Source organism: Dysosmobacter sp. (assembly GCF_052306735.1).
GTDB lineage: Bacteria > Bacillota > Clostridia > Oscillospirales > Oscillospiraceae > Oscillibacter.
Window position 1 is genome coordinate 52,540 of sequence record NZ_DAWBAJ010000005.1, and the last position, 18,024, is coordinate 70,563.

Annotated in this window: 14 protein-coding genes; 1 reads left to right on the forward strand and 13 read right to left on the reverse strand. The window is 55.0% G+C overall.

Annotation, left to right across the window (positions count from 1 at the left end; translation table 11 throughout):
- Positions 1 to 171 precede the first annotated feature (171 nt).
- The 9 genes from ACT67G_RS02570 to ACT67G_RS02610 all read right to left on the reverse strand — a co-directional run bounded on the left by ACT67G_RS02570 (position 172) and on the right by ACT67G_RS02610 (position 10,544).
- Complete coding sequence (locus tag ACT67G_RS02570; RefSeq protein WP_443662891.1) at positions 172 to 2,025, reverse strand: protein kinase domain-containing protein; 1,854 nt, start codon at positions 2,023 to 2,025, stop codon at positions 172 to 174.
- 1 nt (position 2,026) lies between these two features.
- A complete protein-coding gene (locus ACT67G_RS02575) occupies positions 2,027 to 2,431 on the reverse strand; it encodes a hypothetical protein (protein ID WP_443662892.1) in 405 nt (134 codons plus the stop codon).
- Positions 2,432 to 2,724: 293 nt separating this feature from the next.
- Entirely contained in the window at positions 2,725 to 3,162 is a 438-nt protein-coding gene (locus tag ACT67G_RS02580; protein WP_443662893.1) for a hypothetical protein, read from the reverse strand.
- Positions 3,163 to 3,306: 144 nt separating this feature from the next.
- On the reverse strand, positions 3,307 to 3,783 hold the full coding sequence (locus tag ACT67G_RS02585) for a hypothetical protein (protein WP_443662894.1): 477 nt from the start codon (positions 3,781 to 3,783) through the stop codon (positions 3,307 to 3,309).
- A gap of 260 nt (positions 3,784 to 4,043) precedes the next feature.
- Positions 4,044 to 5,387, reverse strand: a complete 1,344-nt coding sequence (locus ACT67G_RS02590; protein ID WP_443662895.1) for a PqqD family peptide modification chaperone — start codon at positions 5,385 to 5,387, stop codon at positions 4,044 to 4,046.
- Between the two features lie 18 nt (positions 5,388 to 5,405).
- Positions 5,406 to 5,708 (reverse strand): hypothetical protein, encoded by a 303-nt coding sequence (locus tag ACT67G_RS02595; RefSeq protein ID WP_443662896.1) that lies wholly within the window; start codon positions 5,706 to 5,708, stop codon positions 5,406 to 5,408.
- A 5-nt stretch (positions 5,709 to 5,713) separates the two neighbouring features.
- Positions 5,714 to 7,483: a dynamin family protein gene (locus ACT67G_RS02600; protein ID WP_443662897.1), complete on the reverse strand. Its 1,770-nt coding sequence runs from the start codon at positions 7,481 to 7,483 to the stop codon at positions 5,714 to 5,716.
- A 16-nt stretch (positions 7,484 to 7,499) separates the two neighbouring features.
- Positions 7,500 to 8,441 (reverse strand): M48 family metallopeptidase, encoded by a 942-nt coding sequence (locus ACT67G_RS02605; protein ID WP_325247830.1) that lies wholly within the window; start codon positions 8,439 to 8,441, stop codon positions 7,500 to 7,502.
- 21 nt (positions 8,442 to 8,462) lie between these two features.
- A complete protein-coding gene (locus ACT67G_RS02610; RefSeq protein WP_443662898.1) occupies positions 8,463 to 10,544 on the reverse strand; it encodes a dynamin family protein in 2,082 nt (693 codons plus the stop codon).
- Positions 10,545 to 10,965: 421 nt separating this feature from the next.
- Here ACT67G_RS02610 and ACT67G_RS02615 point away from each other — a divergent pair, with 421 nt between their 5' ends.
- Positions 10,966 to 11,310 (forward strand): helix-turn-helix domain-containing protein, encoded by a 345-nt coding sequence (locus ACT67G_RS02615; RefSeq protein WP_443662899.1) that lies wholly within the window; start codon positions 10,966 to 10,968, stop codon positions 11,308 to 11,310.
- A gap of 165 nt (positions 11,311 to 11,475) precedes the next feature.
- Here ACT67G_RS02615 and ACT67G_RS02620 read toward each other — a convergent pair whose 3' ends face one another.
- From ACT67G_RS02620 to ACT67G_RS02635, 4 genes are all read right to left on the reverse strand, one after another.
- Positions 11,476 to 11,886, reverse strand: coding sequence for a hypothetical protein (locus ACT67G_RS02620; RefSeq protein WP_325247833.1), 411 nt, complete (start codon positions 11,884 to 11,886; stop codon positions 11,476 to 11,478).
- Between the two features lie 307 nt (positions 11,887 to 12,193).
- The gene (locus tag ACT67G_RS02625) at positions 12,194 to 13,912 is read right to left on the reverse strand and encodes a dynamin family protein (protein ID WP_443662900.1); all 1,719 of its coding nucleotides are present in this window, start codon (positions 13,910 to 13,912) and stop codon (positions 12,194 to 12,196) included.
- A 706-nt stretch (positions 13,913 to 14,618) separates the two neighbouring features.
- The gene (locus ACT67G_RS02630; RefSeq protein ID WP_443662901.1) at positions 14,619 to 16,574 is read right to left on the reverse strand and encodes a beta-galactosidase; all 1,956 of its coding nucleotides are present in this window, start codon (positions 16,572 to 16,574) and stop codon (positions 14,619 to 14,621) included.
- 278 nt (positions 16,575 to 16,852) lie between these two features.
- Entirely contained in the window at positions 16,853 to 17,902 is a 1,050-nt protein-coding gene (locus ACT67G_RS02635; protein WP_326215193.1) for a LacI family DNA-binding transcriptional regulator, read from the reverse strand.
- Positions 17,903 to 18,024 lie beyond the last annotated feature (122 nt).

Below are 18,024 nucleotides of genomic sequence, written 5' to 3' on the forward strand. Positions count from 1 at the left end.
GCCTCCTTGCTCCGGTCATGGTCGCTCCGGTACTGCGTCGCTCAGTGCCGGCAAAAGACTCAGGGGACAATATCTATCCCGCCCCGTGAACGTTCTTCCTTTCCGGCTTCTGCCGGGAATTTTCTCCAGTATAGCATGCCTCCTCGGAAAAGTGGTGCGCAAACAGCGCACTCATTCCTGATATATGATCTCGAATGGTGCCTGGGCCATCTGCTCCTCAGCCAGGACCTGATGGCGAGGACTCAAAACCAGCCGGGTGAGCCAGGGACATTCCAGCAACGGCGTGAGGTCGGAGAGGGTGTTCTCCCGCAGGTCCAGATCCGTCAGGGCGGGCATGGAGGAACAAAAGGACAGATCCCGCACCCCGGTCTCCCCCAGATTGACATTGCGCAGGGAGGAAAGTCCAACCAGCGCCTCGGGATGGGAGACGGTGCTGCCGAAAAAATCCACCTCCCGGAGATTCTGGAATTCCGCGAACAAAGTCAGATCCAGCGAGGGTGTGGAGTACAGCCGCAGCTCCTCCAGCCCCGTAAGCCCCGTCAGGGTCTCCGCCGCCCCCTCCGGCATGCTTCCGGTAATCAGGCGGGTCAGCTGCGGGCACGTCTCCAGGGGCGTATAGTCCGTCACCCAGGTAGTGCGCACGTTCAGAAACTGGATATCACTGCCGGCAAAAGCTGCCACCGAGGTAACGCCGGTGGCTTCCAGCCCTACCTCCCGGAGATCCGGCAGCTGTGCCAGCACGTCCGCAGAGCGCACGGGGTTTTCCCCCACATCCACCGTCTGGAGCTTCTGACAGTCGGCGATGGGACTCAGGTCGGACACCGCATTGCCGGTCAAGCTCAGGTATTCCAAGGGCAGGCCCGTCAACGGCGTGAGGTCGGTAATCTGCTGGTAGTCCAAAATCAGCACCCGCAGATTGGCGCATTGTTCCAATAAAGCCAGATCCTGGTCGTCAATGTCTCCGTGGGGAGTCTCCACCACATAGAGGTCGTGGGCGGAACTGACCATTTCCTCATGCTCCTGGAGCGTTCCCACCACCACCTGGCCGCATACCAGCAGCTGTTCCACCTCATCCAGCCGATCCTGCGGAATGGGGGCGTGCTCCTCCAGCCCCAGCTCCTGGCGCAGGGCGGCTTCCAGCAGGGGAGATGTTTCCACAGCCTGACCGGAGGACGGCCACAGCGCGGCCAGAAGGCACGCGGCGCACACCAGACCTGCCGCAGCCCACGCTACCGGCCGCAGCCGCTGGTGTTTCAGGACCCTGCTGACGGCCTGGGCAGAGGGATAGCGATCCTTGGGATCAAAGGCGGTACAGCGCCGGATCATTCGGCAAAGGGCCCGCTGTCCCGGCAGATTGGGCAGCGGATCAAACTTTCCGGAGAGCAGGAACCGCAGCAGCATGCCCAAGCTGTAAAGATCCGAGCGCTGGTCGGTCTGCTGATAGCCGAACTGTTCCGGCGGAGCTGTCTCCTCCGTCCCCAGAAACACCGTATCGCCCTTTTGCTCCATCCGGTAGCGGCGGGCGGTGCCCAGGTCAATGAGATGGCAGCAGCCGGTGGGATCCATCACCACATTTTGCGGCTTCACATCCCGGCAGATGACGGGAGGCGTCTGGGTGTGGAGATACTGGAGTACCTGGCACAGGGAGAGCGCCGCAGTTCTGACTTGTGCTGGGGAGAGAGGGCCTTGGGCAGTCACCTGTTCATACAGGCTGATGCCCTCCACGTATTCCCGCACCAGATACTCCTGTCCATCCGCTTCCAGATAGGTCATAGGGCGGGGGATCTGGGGATGACGAAGCTGGCACAGTAGCTCATATTCCTGCCGCAGGGAGTCCGCTCTCCCAACCGGCTGGAGCTTCAATACTGCGGGCCGCCCCGCCTGATCATAGATCAGAAACACCTTCCGCTCCCCGTCCTTGAAACAGGAGACGGGACTGTACTGAGCCCGCAGCCCCGCAGGCAGGATCAGAGTATTCAGAACCTGATCCCGATAGCTTTGTAAAAAGTGTTCTCTCAAATCCATATCAGGGCTCTCCAATGTAGAGGCTCCGCTCCGGCAAGGAGGAGAGCAGCTCCTCCGTTTCCAAAAGCGTCATATGCTGATTCAGGGCGAAAATCACCGCCGCGTCCCGCCGCACCCGGGGATAGAGGGCCCCACAGCCCCCTACCGCCAGCAGCCGCTGAGTTTCTTTCAATGAAAGCCGCAGCACCAGTGCCGTGCGCAGCAGAATATCCCGCCCGGGAGTCCGCTCTCCCCGCAGGATCTGGTAGCCGTAGGATTTACTGATACTGGCTGCTGCCATCCACTCCGGGGCGGAGAGCCCTGCCTGCTCCAGGATATCCCGCAAGACTTGTGGGAATGTCAGAGAAATGCGTCCCTCCCGCAGAAGGGCCCTGCCACTTTCTGAACTGCGCAGTCTATGAAACAAATTTCCTGTCGTTTCCTGCATATTCTCTCACCACCAATGATTTTATTATACCGGTGAACTCTGGAAATGCAAAGGAAATTCTCAACACCTTTACAGCTTCCAGGGGAGGCATCAAGCAGCGTGCACGGCACCGTGTCAAACTTCCTGGATGAAGAAACATGCCGGGAATTTCCAGTCTTCCGACACCATAAAGTTGAGGACACAAGCCCACAAGGCTCGTGTCCTCAACTTTATACAGGCATGCTCGAATAAATCAGCAGGTAAATGACGCCATATTGGGAGGACCCAGGGCATCATTTATACAGGCGGAAAGGCGTGATGAACCGGCCGTTCTTATCAAGGATGGCACTGAGGCGAATTTCATTGTCGGAGGTACCGCCGAACCCCTCTTCATCTTCCCAAAAACGCCCATCCAACTGGATCGTCCAGATCATTTCATAGCATTCTTTTTCCGCTACTGTAAAACTGACACCGAACAAATTAAACGGTATCGTACTTCCCTCGCCAAGTTTTTCTTCAATCTCTTCTTCGTTTTCGATTCCCGGGAAATTGACGATTCTGCGGGTTTCATCGATAATGACCGTTCTCCGCCCGGTTTGCTGATCCACAAATTCCACGAGAGGATCGGTGGGTACCATGCCATATGCAGGGCTTCCATAGGCATGCCACTGTGTAAAGGGATACTTCTCCGGCAGGCCCGACCGCTCCCACACGAATTCACGTTCACTCATCGGTGCTTCCATCCTGTCCGTTATTTTTGATCTTCAAAAGATCCCGTTGGGCAGCGATTCCTCGTTCTGTTTCCCAAAGAGAATCCGGTGTCCGAACCCGCCCAGTCGGAAAATGGGTCAATCGCGCCGCTGGACAGCATGGGACTAAAGGCGATCATCCACGCTCTCCGACAGCGTTTTGATCGACCGCACCAGTTCCTCTTTCAAACCCGGCTTGGAAAGATAAGCCAATACTGTTTCCCGAGCCCCGTGGCAGAGAAAATAGGAGACCAGCATATCCGATCCCTCCCGATTGGCTCCGATTTGAAGCTGCCAATCGTTTGGCCGGAGCAGCCGAAAAACCAGGTGTCCTTCATTCTGCGACTCCGGGATGTCAAACGCCACATGAAACGGCCCGTTCGGCGCATGCGCTTTCATGATCGCAATCGTTTTTTCCAGGACCATGGAGAGGCGCTCATCCGGCGTCCGCTCCTTCTGTCCGTCTGCTCCGGTTTTTGCGTCCATGGTGTTTGGGGACACCGCCTGTGCAGTTTCCTGTGGTTCCTTCGTCTTGATAGAGGTCTTTCGGTTATGGCTGTTCCGGTCCGGCTTTTTCCCGAAAACGCGCTTCAAAATTCCCACACGCTCTCACCCTTTCCGCCCGTCTCTCTGCGCAGCTGCGGGCACAACACCAGAATCCCTGTGTGAGTAACAAAAAAACTAAGGTGTCTGCGCAAATTAAGATCTGCTCTTTACCTGCTTTCCGCACTGCGTATACCATCCACATACCGACTGGGCGGCAGTGCGTCTATCAGATGCGATCATCCGTGGAGATACAAAGGGTTTCTTTTCCTGCATGCAGTTCTTTTTTTCCGTAGACATGGGCTTTCTCCTTTCTAGTGCTATGATTGATTGCGGCGTGCCATATTGCGGGACTCCTCCGCCAACAAGCAGACATCCCTGGGGATCTCCGTTCCGCCGTCAGGCAGAAATTTGATCCTTGCCAGGCACAGCTCGCACTCATCAATGTTTCCGCATGATTCACACTCCCTGCATACCTTCCGCAAACGCAGGTTCCTCAGGTCTCTGAGTTCCGGTGCCTCCGCCCATATCTTTCGGAGCGGCGTCTTTCGGATATTTCCCAAGGTAATCGGGAGGGCCAAACAGGGCCGGACATTCCCATAGGGATCAATGCTCAGGGAACACTGGCCGGCGTTGCAGATCAGGCTGTCCGGTTTCCTGTGGAAGGCGGCAGTGCCGGCATGGTCTCCGTCAGATAAGAGTCTCAGTGCATGTTGGATTTCTTCCCGGGTCGAAAGCTGGTGCACGGTGCCGGAACGGCCTGAATGTGTATCCAGAACTGCAAAACCGGCTGCCACTGGGATCCCAAGCCGTTTTCCCAGCTGTAAAAGCGCGCTCAGATCCTCCTGATTCTCCTTCATGACGACCGTTTTGATATAGGTATCAATTCCCGCGCATTTTGTCATCAGGGCAGCCATCAGCGTACGCTGAAAAGATCCCGGGATCTTTGTGATGGCATCGTGTACCGGGGCAGTCCCGCCATAAAGGCTGTAGGAGACGCTGTTAACCTTCCATTGCCGCAGCTGCTCCAGAATCTCCGGAGTCATGGTCAAACCGTTGGTAAAGAGGTCCACCGCCATTCCAAGAGAGGCCGCGTATTCTGTGACCTCCAGAAAGCAGTCCTTCACACCGACTTCGCCGCCTGTGAGCAGGAGGCTGACGCACCCCATGTCCCGGAGCTCATCCAAAAGGCCCTTGTATTCCTCCAGAGTCAGTTCATTTTGCCCCCGCTCCTTATGTACGCCATCCACATAGCAATGAATGCACCGCTCGTTGCAGCGATAGGTCAGCTCCAGCGCGGCGGAAAACAGCAGGTGCTCCCGGGCACATACCTCCTGGATCTGCAGGACGGCAGGCAGCTCAGCGCCGCCGTGCACATCCATGTGGTCGGTGACCAGAATGCCTTCCTCCGTCAAACGCTGTAAAAAGGTATCAATTTCCCGGCGAAAGGATTCCCGATCCGAAACGCAATACTGTTCCAGCAGGACAGCCGCCACCTCGTCTTTTGTCCTGCCTGTATCTCCGGGGAAGCACCGCAGGATATCGTAGACGATCCCATTGAACAGATAGTCTTTCCGGGCATCAATATGACGGAGATATACAAAGTCCTCATATCGTTGATAGCAGATGCCTCGATTCAAACGGAACAACGCTGTATACGGCATATTCATCCCGCCCGATCCTTACAATTTATAACCGCAGGACTCACAGTAGACACCGTCCAGGGGATTCTGCGTTCCACAATGCCGGCAGACCTTATGGGTGGGAGGGGAAGGCGGCGGTGCGACAGGTTTCGTGCTGTCAGTCTTCTTTTTGTTGGCAGTGGTGCCGGCGGTATTCTGTCTCTTCTTTTTGGAAGACCGTACCAAATACCAGATCAGGATAATCAAAGCGGGAATTGCCAGGACACCGCCTGATGCAGCAGAAGCCATCGCGCAAAGGGCAATCAGCAACCACAATTTTACGATAAATTTCAAGACCTCCATTGCTGTTACTCCTTCAAAACCGCGTCCACATCCCGCAGCAAGTTCCGGGCGTAATCAACTGCGTTTTGCAGCTTTTCCTTTTCCGCTTTCTCCTTCATGGCCACCTTGGCGGACTGATTGAGCAAGCGCTCCGCCTCAGCCAGCTGCTCCCCGCAGTACTCTTCCACAAGCCGTCTGGCATTCTGGCCCAGATCCGAATAGATGCTCTGCACGGTCTCCGATACGGACAAATTCAGGCCCGTCATCTTTCCGGCGATCTGGCTCAGGATAGCGGGCGTTCGCTGCTTGACTTCCTTTTCCCGCATCAGACCGCTGATTCCGTCCGCCGCCAGGGAGGCCAGTCCAGCCAGCAGGCCTGTGCCCGAAACCAGCGACACCGCCAATCCCACGGTGTCCCCCTTGGTCCAGATCCGGTTGTCCAGATTCATTCGGAAACTTGCGGCCTGCCGCTGGGGGATGCTGTCCACCAGCCGGGAGGAGATGTCGGCGGAAATATGGTCCAGCCAATCATACAGCTGATCCTGATGGTATTCCACGCAAGTATTGACGGCCTCCTGCAACAGATCCACACAATAGAATTCATAGTATTTCAAAAGCGTATCCGTGGACTGGCTCTCCAAATGACGGGTCTCTTCCTCAATCCGGGCCAGGAACTCGTTCATCCACCGGGAGGCTTCATATTGCATGGCTGTCAGCATCTGATCCAGTTGGGCCAGCATGGCGGCCTGGTTCTCTGCGCTGCGCTCTTTTTCCGCTTGCAGGCGTTCCAGTGCAGCGGATACCATGGACCTGTCCATCTTCAGTCCGGACTCAATGGCATTCAGCTCCGTCTCCAGATCCGCCGTCATGGCCGAGGCCAGCCTCTGCATGCGATCCAGCACAACCGTGTCCTTCTTGTCCTCCACCAGGGCGGTCAGAAGATCGCGCAGCCTGCTGAACTGGCTTTCCAGAACGGCGGACAGTGCCTCACAGGGACGCTCCTCACCCAGCTGCCGGCACAGCTCATCCAAAGCACTGATGGTCAGCAGTTCGGCGTCCGGCAGCAAGCCCGCTGTACGCTCCCGGAGAAGATCCCGGATGCGCGTATAGTTTTCCTCAGTCTCCATGGTATCCGCGTAGTTGCCTACCAGGAAGAGCGTGGTGTACCGCTGAGGCAGCACCGCAGATTTCAAGAACAACTGCTCCGTCTGAGAGAGCGGATACTTGACATTGTAGATGTAGACCACGGCATCCGCCTGCAGAAGGCTTTCCTTGACCATACCGCTGAAGTCCTGCATGGAATCTCCGGTGCCGGGCGTGTCGATGATGGTCACCTGTCTGAGAAGTTCAATGGGCCGCTTCAGTTCCAGCCGCTTCACGGTTTCTCCGGCCTGAGCCATGACCTTTTCCAAGGCTTCCCGATGGAGCTCCTCGTCTGAAAGGCAGATGCTGCGTCCGTCCGCCAGCACTGCCTGGCTGCCGTGGGGGCCATAGCTGATCCGGTTGAGGGTCACCGTTTCTGTCGTTACGTCGGTGGTGACCACATCTTCTCCCAGGAGTGCGTTGATAAAGGTGGATTTTCCACGTTTAAAATCGCCCACAACCACCAGGGTGAAGGGATTGTCTTTCTGACGGCGGATATCGCTCTCCCAATGGGAAAGCTTATCCACAAAGGTATCTCCCAGCATAGTCCGATACCGGCTGTCATATCGGAGCGTTTTCAACTGATCCAGCGCATTGTCCAGCGCAACTTCCATCTGTTCCTGAGAATAAATGATCCGGTCTTCAAGTCCCATTACAGTTCATCCCCTCTCAGTCATTGTCCAATATGTTGACGAGCTTTTTGCACCGCTCATCAACTTCCCGCTTGTCCCGCACAGGCATCCCCGGCTTTTTGAGCTCCGGCCGCCACCGGTAGAACACCTCGCACTCCTGGAACTCCTTCTCAGCAAAGATCCGACGAATGGCGGAGGGGTGATCGTTGAGCAGCTCATAGACCTTTGTGGGATTGTTCAGCGTCTGATCCAACTGCTGGCGCAGCGACTCCATGTCAACCTGTCCGGCATTGTTCAGCATACCTCCGTAGAGGAGCTTTGCGTTCACATTCCGGGCAAGCTCCGGATCGTCCGCGCAGATCAGCGCGGCCCGGTCTGCCGTCACTTCCCCGGCCCTGGTCCAGAACTGCATCAGCGCGATATTGGCCAGTGAGAGGACCAGCCCGAAAGATCCGGCCCCGCTGTTGAGGATGGCGTTGATGACATTTTGAAACACCAGATGCTGGTTGTGGATGTGCCCGCATTCATGGGCAATGACGCATTTCAGTTCTCCCGGCGTCATACGCTCCACAAGGCCGCTGAAGAGGACGATCATAGGTGTGACATCGTCGGTGGCATAGGTGAATGCGTTCATGGTCTGATTGGGGTAGACAAAAATGTTTGGTATCCCAATGCCCAGCCGGTGGGCGCAGTCCGTCCCCATTTGAAAGATCTCCGGAAACTGGTTAGGCCCCACCGCCAGCGCCTTCTGATTAAAGAACTGGATCTCCCGGGTCTCAATGGTGGCGGTGATCTTCTTGCAGATGGAATGAAAATGCGGGATCTGCATCAGCTTGGCCCGCAGCTCATAGTCCAGGTCAAAGGCGTAATCCGGAATTCCGTTTTCCAGATGGGCATTCTCGGTCTGCCTGCGCCTGGCCACGTAATTGGCAAAGCTGGTATCAATCCGGCTCAATGGCGAAGTGTCTTGTGTGCGCATGCTCTCCACTCCTCTCTCTGATCAACCGGCATTTTCCTGAGGCTGATAATTCAGTGCGCTGGCCAGCCGTTCCTTGACAGGGGTGATCTTGGCGCACACATCCTGCAAAGTCTGTCCAAGCCGCTCCATATCGCTCAAGATCTGCCGGCGCTGTGTGGCATTCTTTTGCAGATCCAGCTTGATGCGGGTAAGGTTGTTTTCCATGCTCAGCAGGGTGCTTTCCACATCCTGGTTGAGCTGCTCCGCAACCGCTTTGTAGGTGGTATTGGTGGTATCCCGCAGCCAGGTTTCCAGGGGACGCTTCATCCTCAAATCCACCATGTATTGATCCACATATTTGTGGAGCTCCGCGCGCAGGGCGGCAATTTCTTTTTCTCTGTTTTTTCCAAAGAGCTTTTTCACCGCGCCCTTGCCTGCGAAGGTACTGACCATGCCACTGGCCACAATAACCGGAAGGATCAGCGCACCGCCTGTCAGGCCCAGGGCAATCCCCACGACGGAGGTGGCTATATAGGCGCTATACCCGGCCAGGAAGCCCACGCCACCGCCCACCAGCGCACCCGGCAGGCCATTCTCTTTAAATCCGGAAAGGACGCCGCCGATGCCGATCAGGCCCACGCCGTTGGTCAAAGCGTCTACGGCCACCACGCCCCAGTCAAACATATTGCCGGAATCCTTCTTGGTAATCTTCATCTGGGTCTTGGCCAGATCCTCCGACAGCTCCTGAGCGAATTTGGATATCTCCACGATCTCATCGCCCACCCTGTTCTGGATCTCCACCTCCATTTTCTCTGTACAAGCACTCAGGAGTGACATGGCCTCCTGTTCCGCCCCTTTGACAAAGCGGTCAGCGGTGGCTTCTGTAGTGGTTTTGTCTTTCACATCATCTTTGGTGATCGTAAAATGATCGATATAACTTTGGAGCTGTTCTTCCACCGCGGCGTAGCCGGCGTTAACCTGAGGCAGCAGATCATTATAGAGACTGCCGGCCCGGGCTTTGACAGCTTCGATCTCCGTCTTTTTCGTCTCCCGCCCCTTTTTGATTTTTTCGATGGCCTCTTTTTGAACCTTCTCGAATTCCTCGGTCTCCATCTGCATGGCATCCATACGCATATGGATGGTATGTTCCGCTTCTTTCGCAATGGACAGGATTGAATTTACCGGGGAGATCAGCTCCAGCATACCCCGCTCTTCTGTCAGGAGTTTGGACAGCACCGCCTCGAAATCCGGCATCCCGCTCTTTTCCAGCAGCTCATAGTCGTTGTCCAGCTTTCCTTCCAGCGCGTCCCTGGCGGAGATAGGATACAGCCGGATGCCTCCGATCTTGGTCTGGGCATCCTGGTATTCCCGGGAATCCTCCCCGTACATCTCCGCCATCTTCGCCAGGACGCTGGCCTCGATTTTTTCCTTGATATGGGCCAAAAGCCGCGGGCGCTCCTTGGGGCGAATGTTGTCAATCTTGTTGACTACAAAAATGATGCGGCCCAGATCGCTGGTCATGACTTTCGTACGGACAAATTCCGCCTCGCTCTGGCTGAAGGGAGAGTCCGGTACCAGGACCATGATGATGGCATCCAAAGTCGGGATCACCTGCTCGGAAATGGCGGTCATGCGCTCATCGTCATTCAGGCCCGGTGTATCCACGATCTCGACACCGTTCTGGCAGAACGGGCAGGGATAGTACACAACGGACCGGTCAACCGTGGCTGCAATCTCTTCCGATTCCTTGGTGATCTTCGTGATATACTTTGAAAGATCGTCAACAGGGACTTCCTTGCTTGTCCCATCCTTGAAGATGATATCCGCTCTGGGAGCAGCATCCCATCGAATGTAATTCAGCGTAGCCGAGGTGGGAACAATATCGGAAGGGACAATGTCTCTTCCCAGCAGGGCATTGATGACTGTGCTCTTGCCACGGCGGAACTCGCCCATGACGCCTACGGAAAACACACGGTTTTTCATATGCTCCCTGCTGGTTTTCAGACTGTCGGCATATTCCTTCAGCCCCAGTTCGTCACACACGTCTCCCAGATCCGCCATACTTTCATTGACTTGGCTGAGCATCGCTTGATAGTTGAAATAAGTCTTTGATGTGCTTTCCATGGTCTCCCTCCCAAAACAATGTTTATATCTCTCAGCACGGAGTCCAGTCTTGCTTCCGCGCAGGGAATACCGTTTCTTGCATGGCGGCCTTCTGACAACCCAAGGCATATTTTTTATTTTAAAAAAACGCCCCCGGCATCCAGCAATACCGGGAGCGATCAGGAGTCCCACTCTTCAGGCAGGGCCCGGCAGGATGACTCCGGAAGGGCAGTTCCCCGAAGTGCTAGAACCATTTGGATGCGTTATAGCACCCAGTCGCCCAGGAGCAATCCGTCCGCCTATCTTTTTGCTTGTCTCACACCGATTCTTTCTATTTCTTTTGCAGCCTTCTAAAATCATGTATTATATTTAGTTATTATAATGTAACATATTGTTTCCGTCAAGTCACCCATTGGATAGACTAGGGACAAGAGGTGATGGAATGCCAATGCGGGAAAAAAAGGAGATCAACGTACAGGTGGGCCGTCAAATCCGGAAAGCCCGGGAAGACGCCGGCCTGACCCAGGAGCGATTTGCCGAATTGATCGGAATATCTCCTCAAAACGTCTCCTGTGTGGAGCGGGGTCTGGCCGGTGTATCACTGACAGTTCTGCGGAGGATGTGCGAGATCCTCCACGTGTCCAGCGATACCCTGCTGATGGGCGATCTGGGAAACAACGATGTGGACGTCATTGCAGAACGCCTGCGGCAGCTGCCTCCGGAGCAATTCCGGGTAGTGCAGGAAGTCATCAACCGTCTGCTGGAGCTAACCAACCTGTCACAGTAAAAGGAACCGGAATCGTGAGAATTGTATCACGATTCCGGTTCCTTTTGGTGTGCACACCTGCACACTTTTTCCTATTTCAGTAAGTTTGCAGCCCATGGTATAGCCGGGCAGGCAATCCCCCCATGGCGCAGCGGAGAAAACCAGGCAAACTCACGCCGGGTCAGTTTAGGCCAACCCCTCCTCGTTGAGACTGTGCAGCAGGGCGTCCGTCTCCTCCACGGTCAATCCATGGATCAAGCCGTACAGCACTGCCGCGTCCCGGCGTTTCCGAGCATACAAAGGGGGACGCCCGGCAATTTTCAGCAGCCGTTGCGTCTCCGACTCCGATAGTCTCAGCAGAAGGGACAGCCGAAGGAGAAAATTCCGGGTAGGTGTCCGGGTGCCGTTGAACATCTGGTATCCATAGCTGCGATCCAGGTTGCAGCGCAGGATCACGTCCTGTACCGTCATGCTGTGGTCACGCAGCACCGTGGCAAGATATTCCGTCAGGGACGGAGCAGCAAATGTATCTTTTTCCAGCATATCCGGCGCACTGCTTTTCCGAATACGATGCTCCAATTCCTGTGTGGATTCCATCCCCGACCACCTCACGTATGTGCGATTTTGGAATCATTATTGCAAAAGGCCATTGAAAAGTCAATACTGTGGGAACCCCCATGGTATCGGCTCTGCGAGGACGGCAAAGCAGCCCGGCGCCCTAAGCAGGGAGACACACTTTCCGGTTCGGTACGCCTCCTTTTCTGTCCACTTGTAGGCTTCATTGAATGCGCGCGCTCCGGGCTGCAACATTCAAAAGGGGTTCCCCGAAAACAGCTGTTTTCGGGGAACCCTTTTTAATTCCGGCCCGGCACAGGAACGCCAATCTTTCCACATGAAGCAAGGACTACCAGGGCTGTGAACCAAGCTTGGCCTGAATCTCCGCGGCCAGCTTTTGATGCCGCTCATAATTCAACTGCAAAGCGCTCCGCTGCATCCGCAGCTTTTCCAGGCTCTCTTCCACATGCTTGTGCTCATCGCTGTTTTGGATGTCTTCTCGGATCTGCCGCATCAAAACACTGCGCCAGGATGAAACATAGGCTTCCACCTGCCCGCCCCAAAAACGCAGCGCGCTTGTGAGGGCGCGATTTACTTGAGGCATGATATCCACCCGGGTCAAATCCTTCGACGAAGGGATCGGATCTTCTTTCCACGAAAATTGCGGGAAGGATACACAGTTCCGCCATTTCTTCAAACTGATCCGCAGGGGCTCCGGTACCAGGCCGGCAGTTTCCCGCATCGCGGCGACCGTCTTCTCCACCCTCTGCATTTCCGCCTCCACAAGGCCCTGCATGCTCCGACAGAGTCCCGCATACGTGTCAGCCGCGGTATCCGCCGCATGCCGGAGTACCACCAACAGATTGTGATGGCTGATGGTATGGGTTCTCAAACTGCCCAGCCCGGTGATGAATGGTTTCCGGCCGGCAGCCTCAAGTTCCCTGTTATGGATCATGGCTTCGGGATAGATGCCCTGTCTATTCAGGGACGCATCCATTGCCTGAAACAAATCCACCAACTGTTTATTTGCATGCTTTGCGTACTGGGCATAGGCCTGCAGCTTTCTCTCCATCCGGCAGGATTCCTCATCCAGGCTGCCGGCGGCCCCCTGATACCAAGTTTCCAAATGCCGGCCCACTTCCGCCGCCAGATCCATGGTTTTTACCGCCATATCCGCACTTTGCGCTGATGTCAAGTAGTCCAAAAGCGAGTTCTTGAAAGTGGGAAATCTGCTCTCCTCCAAGAGTTCCTCATCATCACGGATGAACCCTCGCATGGCCTGCAAAGAAGAAACCGCATAGATATCCGGATCCGACAAAATCCGGCGGGCTTTTTCCAGCAGATCCGCATCATCGCTGTAAGCGGCTTCCGCAGCAGACAAGGTGTTTTCACACAATCGCCTGCGAACCAGCTGGATCACCCGGTCCTGCTCTCTTCCGGGAGAGAATACATCAATACAGGTGATGACAAAAATAATATGATGAATGCCTCTTTGATGAATGAGCATTTGAATGGACGCCTGCTCAGACATGCTGAGCGGCTCCCGGGCGGAGGTCACAAAGATTGCCGCGTCCACCTCCCCCAGAACGCCCATGGTAACCTCTGTCATGTAATCGTTGTCGTTCAAGCCGGGCGTATCAATCAATTCAATATGGTTTTTGCAAAAAACAGAGGGATAGTGTACTACGATTTCCTGCACCGTTTTGGCCCGTTCCCCCCGTTGTACATCGTACTTGGTTCCAAAATCGATCAGTTCCTCCACAGACCGGTCTTCCGTACGGCCATCCCTGTAACGGATGGTAATCTGTTTCTTTTCCCCGTAAAGCACCCGGTTGATGGCCGCGGTCATCGGTAAAATATCGGTTGGAAGAACATCCGCGCCCAGAAGCGCATTGATAAGACTGGACTTTCCTCTTTTAAACTCTCCAATGACAGCAACCCGATAGACCTGCGAAATGATCTGATCGGAGGTTTTTCTGATCCGCTGACTGCAATCCATCCCCTGCGGATACTGTTTGGCGATATTCTCCAAAGCACATAGCTGCTCGTGTAAGAAGAATTCATTCATAGACGCTTCTCCCTGCGGCAAGTTTGCCCAGCGTTCTTTCGTATCACTGAATTTTGTTTATCATTGTACTAGAGTCTGCGACTTCATTCAAGTTTTTTCCAGCAGGGAAACATGAGAACAACGCCCCGCCCCACTCGATTCTCCGCAGCCCAACGGGGGAAGGAAAATCCCTAGGCGGGAATACCGGGAGCCTTCGTCTTCGTTTCACGCGGCAAGTGTATGGCAATCGAATTACTCCGGGGACGGAGCTCGGACGGGGCGATATAAATCTTCATCTTTCATCACTGAGCCGCGCAGAGTCGACAGCAGGTATTGCGGCCGCGTCACCTCTTCCCGTAATCCGTCATCTTTTCGGCTTCCGGTGGGAATCTTTTTGAGTATAGCATACTGCTCCGGGAAAATGGTGCGCAGACAGCGCACCCGGCGGGAACTTCCCTGCCGGTGCGCTGCGTTTTTCCCGAGGCGTGTGTCGTGAGTTTGGTGTTCCTCAAATCCGGAACTTCCCGCAAAAAAGGCGTCCCGAAAATGGTTGGTTTCGGGGTGTTCTTGTAAAGATGCTACAATGTGGATCTCTCACCCGCGAATACCACGCGCCGCAAAGATTCCGCGCCGCTCGTTCAGGCACCGATTCCGGTATCACGCAGCAAGGGAGCAGATCCCGTTTGGGATCTGCTCCCTTGACGTTTTTCCGTCATGCAAACCAATTTTATTCCGCGGCAGGCTCCACCCAACACTGGAAGGGGGCCACCGGCTTGCCATCATACACGGCTTCCTGGGCATTGTGGTTGATGACCATCCGTACCCGGTCTTCTCCAGTGCCCCGGCAGATCACTTCCACCCCGGCAGCGGAGTCCTCCAGCGGGAGGTTCTGCTGAACGGAAATTTCTTCCAGAATCTTGTCCAGAACCGACTCCTCCAGGCCGCAGCCCAGATCATACACCCATCCGTCTTTCTGGGCCTTTCGGGTGACGGCGGCAAATTCCTGATAAAACGCGTCATGGTACCGCAGCAGCACATCCGCTCCGTGAACCTCCAGCATATCCCGAAAAATCCCGCCTTGGCCCTGTACGCCGGCAAAATTTCCCTCTCCTGTCACGGGGAACTTCTGCCCCTCCTGCAGGCTCTCCGTCTCCGCCACGCAGACACCGGCAAAATCGGTAAAATCGATGGGAAGCTGCTTGCCCAGCACCAGGTTATTGTCAGGGTCCTTGACAAAATCCCGGTAGGTCAGAACCACCGTTCCACCCCGCTGCGCAAAATCCCGGAGCTTGCGCTGGAAGTCCGGCTTGGCAATGATCATCTGAGGCAGGATCACTACCTGATAGCCGGTAAGGTCACGGTCCGCAGGGATCACATCCACAGGGACATTGCGGTCATAGAAGAATTTATGGTATTTCTTCATCTCGGCTTCGCAGTCCAGCAGCTCACTCTGGCGTTGGATGCGAAATGCCGCCAGGGAGTCGTAGTCGTACACGATGGCCACTTGACTGGTGATGGGGGTCTCCAGCTCAGACGCATACTGCCGAATGTCCCGGAAGAAGCTCTGCACCTCATAGAATTTCCGGCGCTTGACATTGTCCGGATCTAGAACGCCGTAGCAGAACTGCTCGGCGCCTTTGGTGGCGCCCCGGTAACGGAAGAAGAACAGGGATTCGCAGCCCCGGGCCATAGCCTGGTACGCCCACATCTTCGCCTGGTTGGGCCGGGGGGAAAAGCCAGTGATATCGTGTCCCTGGGCGCCCATAATGGCCTCGGTGATCCAGAAATTCCGCTGTTTCAAGCCCCGGATGTAGTCCAGGCCGAAGGCGATCTCATTGGGCGGCAGCGGCTCAGGCTGGCCGCCCCATACGGGGTAGTTGTTGTAGGCGGCTACATCCAGATGCTTGGACACAGCGGAGTAATCCGCATGCTTGCCCAGTCCCCCGCCCGGGAAATCGTGGATCTCCACCACGCCGGGAATGATCTCCCGGAGCAGCCGGGCCTGAAAGGCGGCAAACTTCACAATGCTCTCACTGCGGAATCGCTCCCAGTCCAGCCGAAGAGCCGGGTTGTGGGTGGTGATGGTTCGGGCAGGCAGAGGGATCTCGCCAAAATCGTTGTACGTCTGGGACCAAAACACCGTGCCGTAGGCATCGTTGAGCGATCCGATGTTCCCGTGGAACTTCTCCTTCAAATAGGCCTGGAAGGCATCCCGGCACTGAGGGCACCAGCAGATGTCGCTGTCCTCATGGCCGAATTCGTTGTCGATCTGCCAGGCCACGATGGCCTTCTCGCCCTTGTAATGCTCTGCCATCGCCCGGATGATGCCCTCTGCGTACCGGTACAGCGTGGGACTATTGAAGCAGTACACATGCCGTCCGCCGAAGACCCGTTTGGTTCCATCCTCAAATTCCGAGAGGATGTCCGGGTGCTTTTTGGCAAGCCAGGCAGGAATGGTGGCCGTGGGGGTGCCCATGACAATGGACAGTCCCCGGACTTTGGCCCGCTCAATCACATGGTCGAAAAAGGAGAAGTCGTACTGCCCCTCTGCCGGCTCCATGAGGTGCCAGCCGAATTCCGCAATGCGGATGGCATTGCACCCCAGTTCACAGATATTGTCCAGATCCTCCTCCAGCAGGGAGGGATCCCATTGCTCGGGATAGTAGTCTACGCCAAGATACATTAGTTTTCCACCTTTTTCGCTTTCAGTTGCTGGGTTAACTCGTAGATTTTGTACTCAAGAGAAAAATGGTATTTTTTGTGCTAACTGCAATACCCAAAGCGCTTCCCCCTCTTTATTTTCTTACTATAATAACAAGAATATCATTCCGTTACAGGCCCGTCAACGCCATTACTAAAAGTTTTATTTCGTTACGTTCATTTTAGTAAATTATTAACTAAAACAATTACTCTTTTTTATGAAAAATGCAGAAGAGAACCTCTTCTGCATTTCCCACATATTTACTTTTTTTTGACGCTGCCCCGCTCTTCCAGGCGGCAGGAGATGATGATCTGTTTGGGATGGATTTTCTTCTGCCAGAGCAGCTCCATACAGATCGCCGCCGCATCTGCGTTTTCCAGGAGAAACACTTCCACCGAGGAGAGGGGCGGCTCCGAAAGCCGGGACAGGCTGGTGTTGTTGAAGGTAATGACCCCCACATCCTCAGGAACCCGGATATGAAATTCCCGCAAGGCCTTCAGCAGGCCCGGGGCTACCACATCGCTGGCGGCAAAAATGGCCTCCGGAATCTTCTTTCCGCTCTCCAGATACGCCTTTACCACTGCATAGCTGCTGGCAGAATTCATCTCACAGTCCAAAACCAGTTCCGGGTCATAGACCTCCCGCTCCAGCAGGGAGTTTTTGTAGTAATAGAATCTTGGATCCATGGATAGTTCTTTGGTTGCGCCGAAGGTATACACGCTCCCCAGATACGCCACCCGCTCATATCCGTTCTCCCGGAAGCAGTCCAGCACCTGCCGTACCGCCAGGCGATAATTGGGAACAATGCTGCAATACCGTTCCTCATCCGGAGATGAGTCCAGAAACACGATGTTGTCGGTATAACAGTGAAAATCCTGGATCTCGCCCAGAGTAAAGCGGCCTATGGCCACAATCCCATCCAGAGGCAGGTCATCGTTCTTGATAAAATGTCCTTGGTCATTGCGAAACAGCATCACAGTGCTCCAATGCCGTTCAAAGCATACCTCGTCCAGAACATTTTTCAGAATCATATAGTAGATGTCTTCGGAGAGCTGCTCCTTTTCAAACATCTGCGCAATCCCGATGCGTTTCTCCGCCCTGCCGGGCTGCTTTTGACCGTCAGCCCCTTCCGTGGATCTGGCTGCCTGATAACGCTGTTGAACTGTCTGATATGCCAGATCCTTGGCGGTCTGTACAACCCGCTTTCTCGTTTCCTCCGTTACGCTGAGGGAGGGATCCTGATTCAAAACCCTAGACACCGTCGCCGAAGATACTCCGGCGATACGGGCAATCTCTTTCAGTGTTGCCATGGTCATACTCCTATTCGCTCAGAAGGTAAAAAAATAACCATCAATTTTTATAATTTTACCGCATTCCCCAAAATGACACAAGTAAAATCTAAAGCAGCTCCGCACGGGTCTGCCATGCAAAC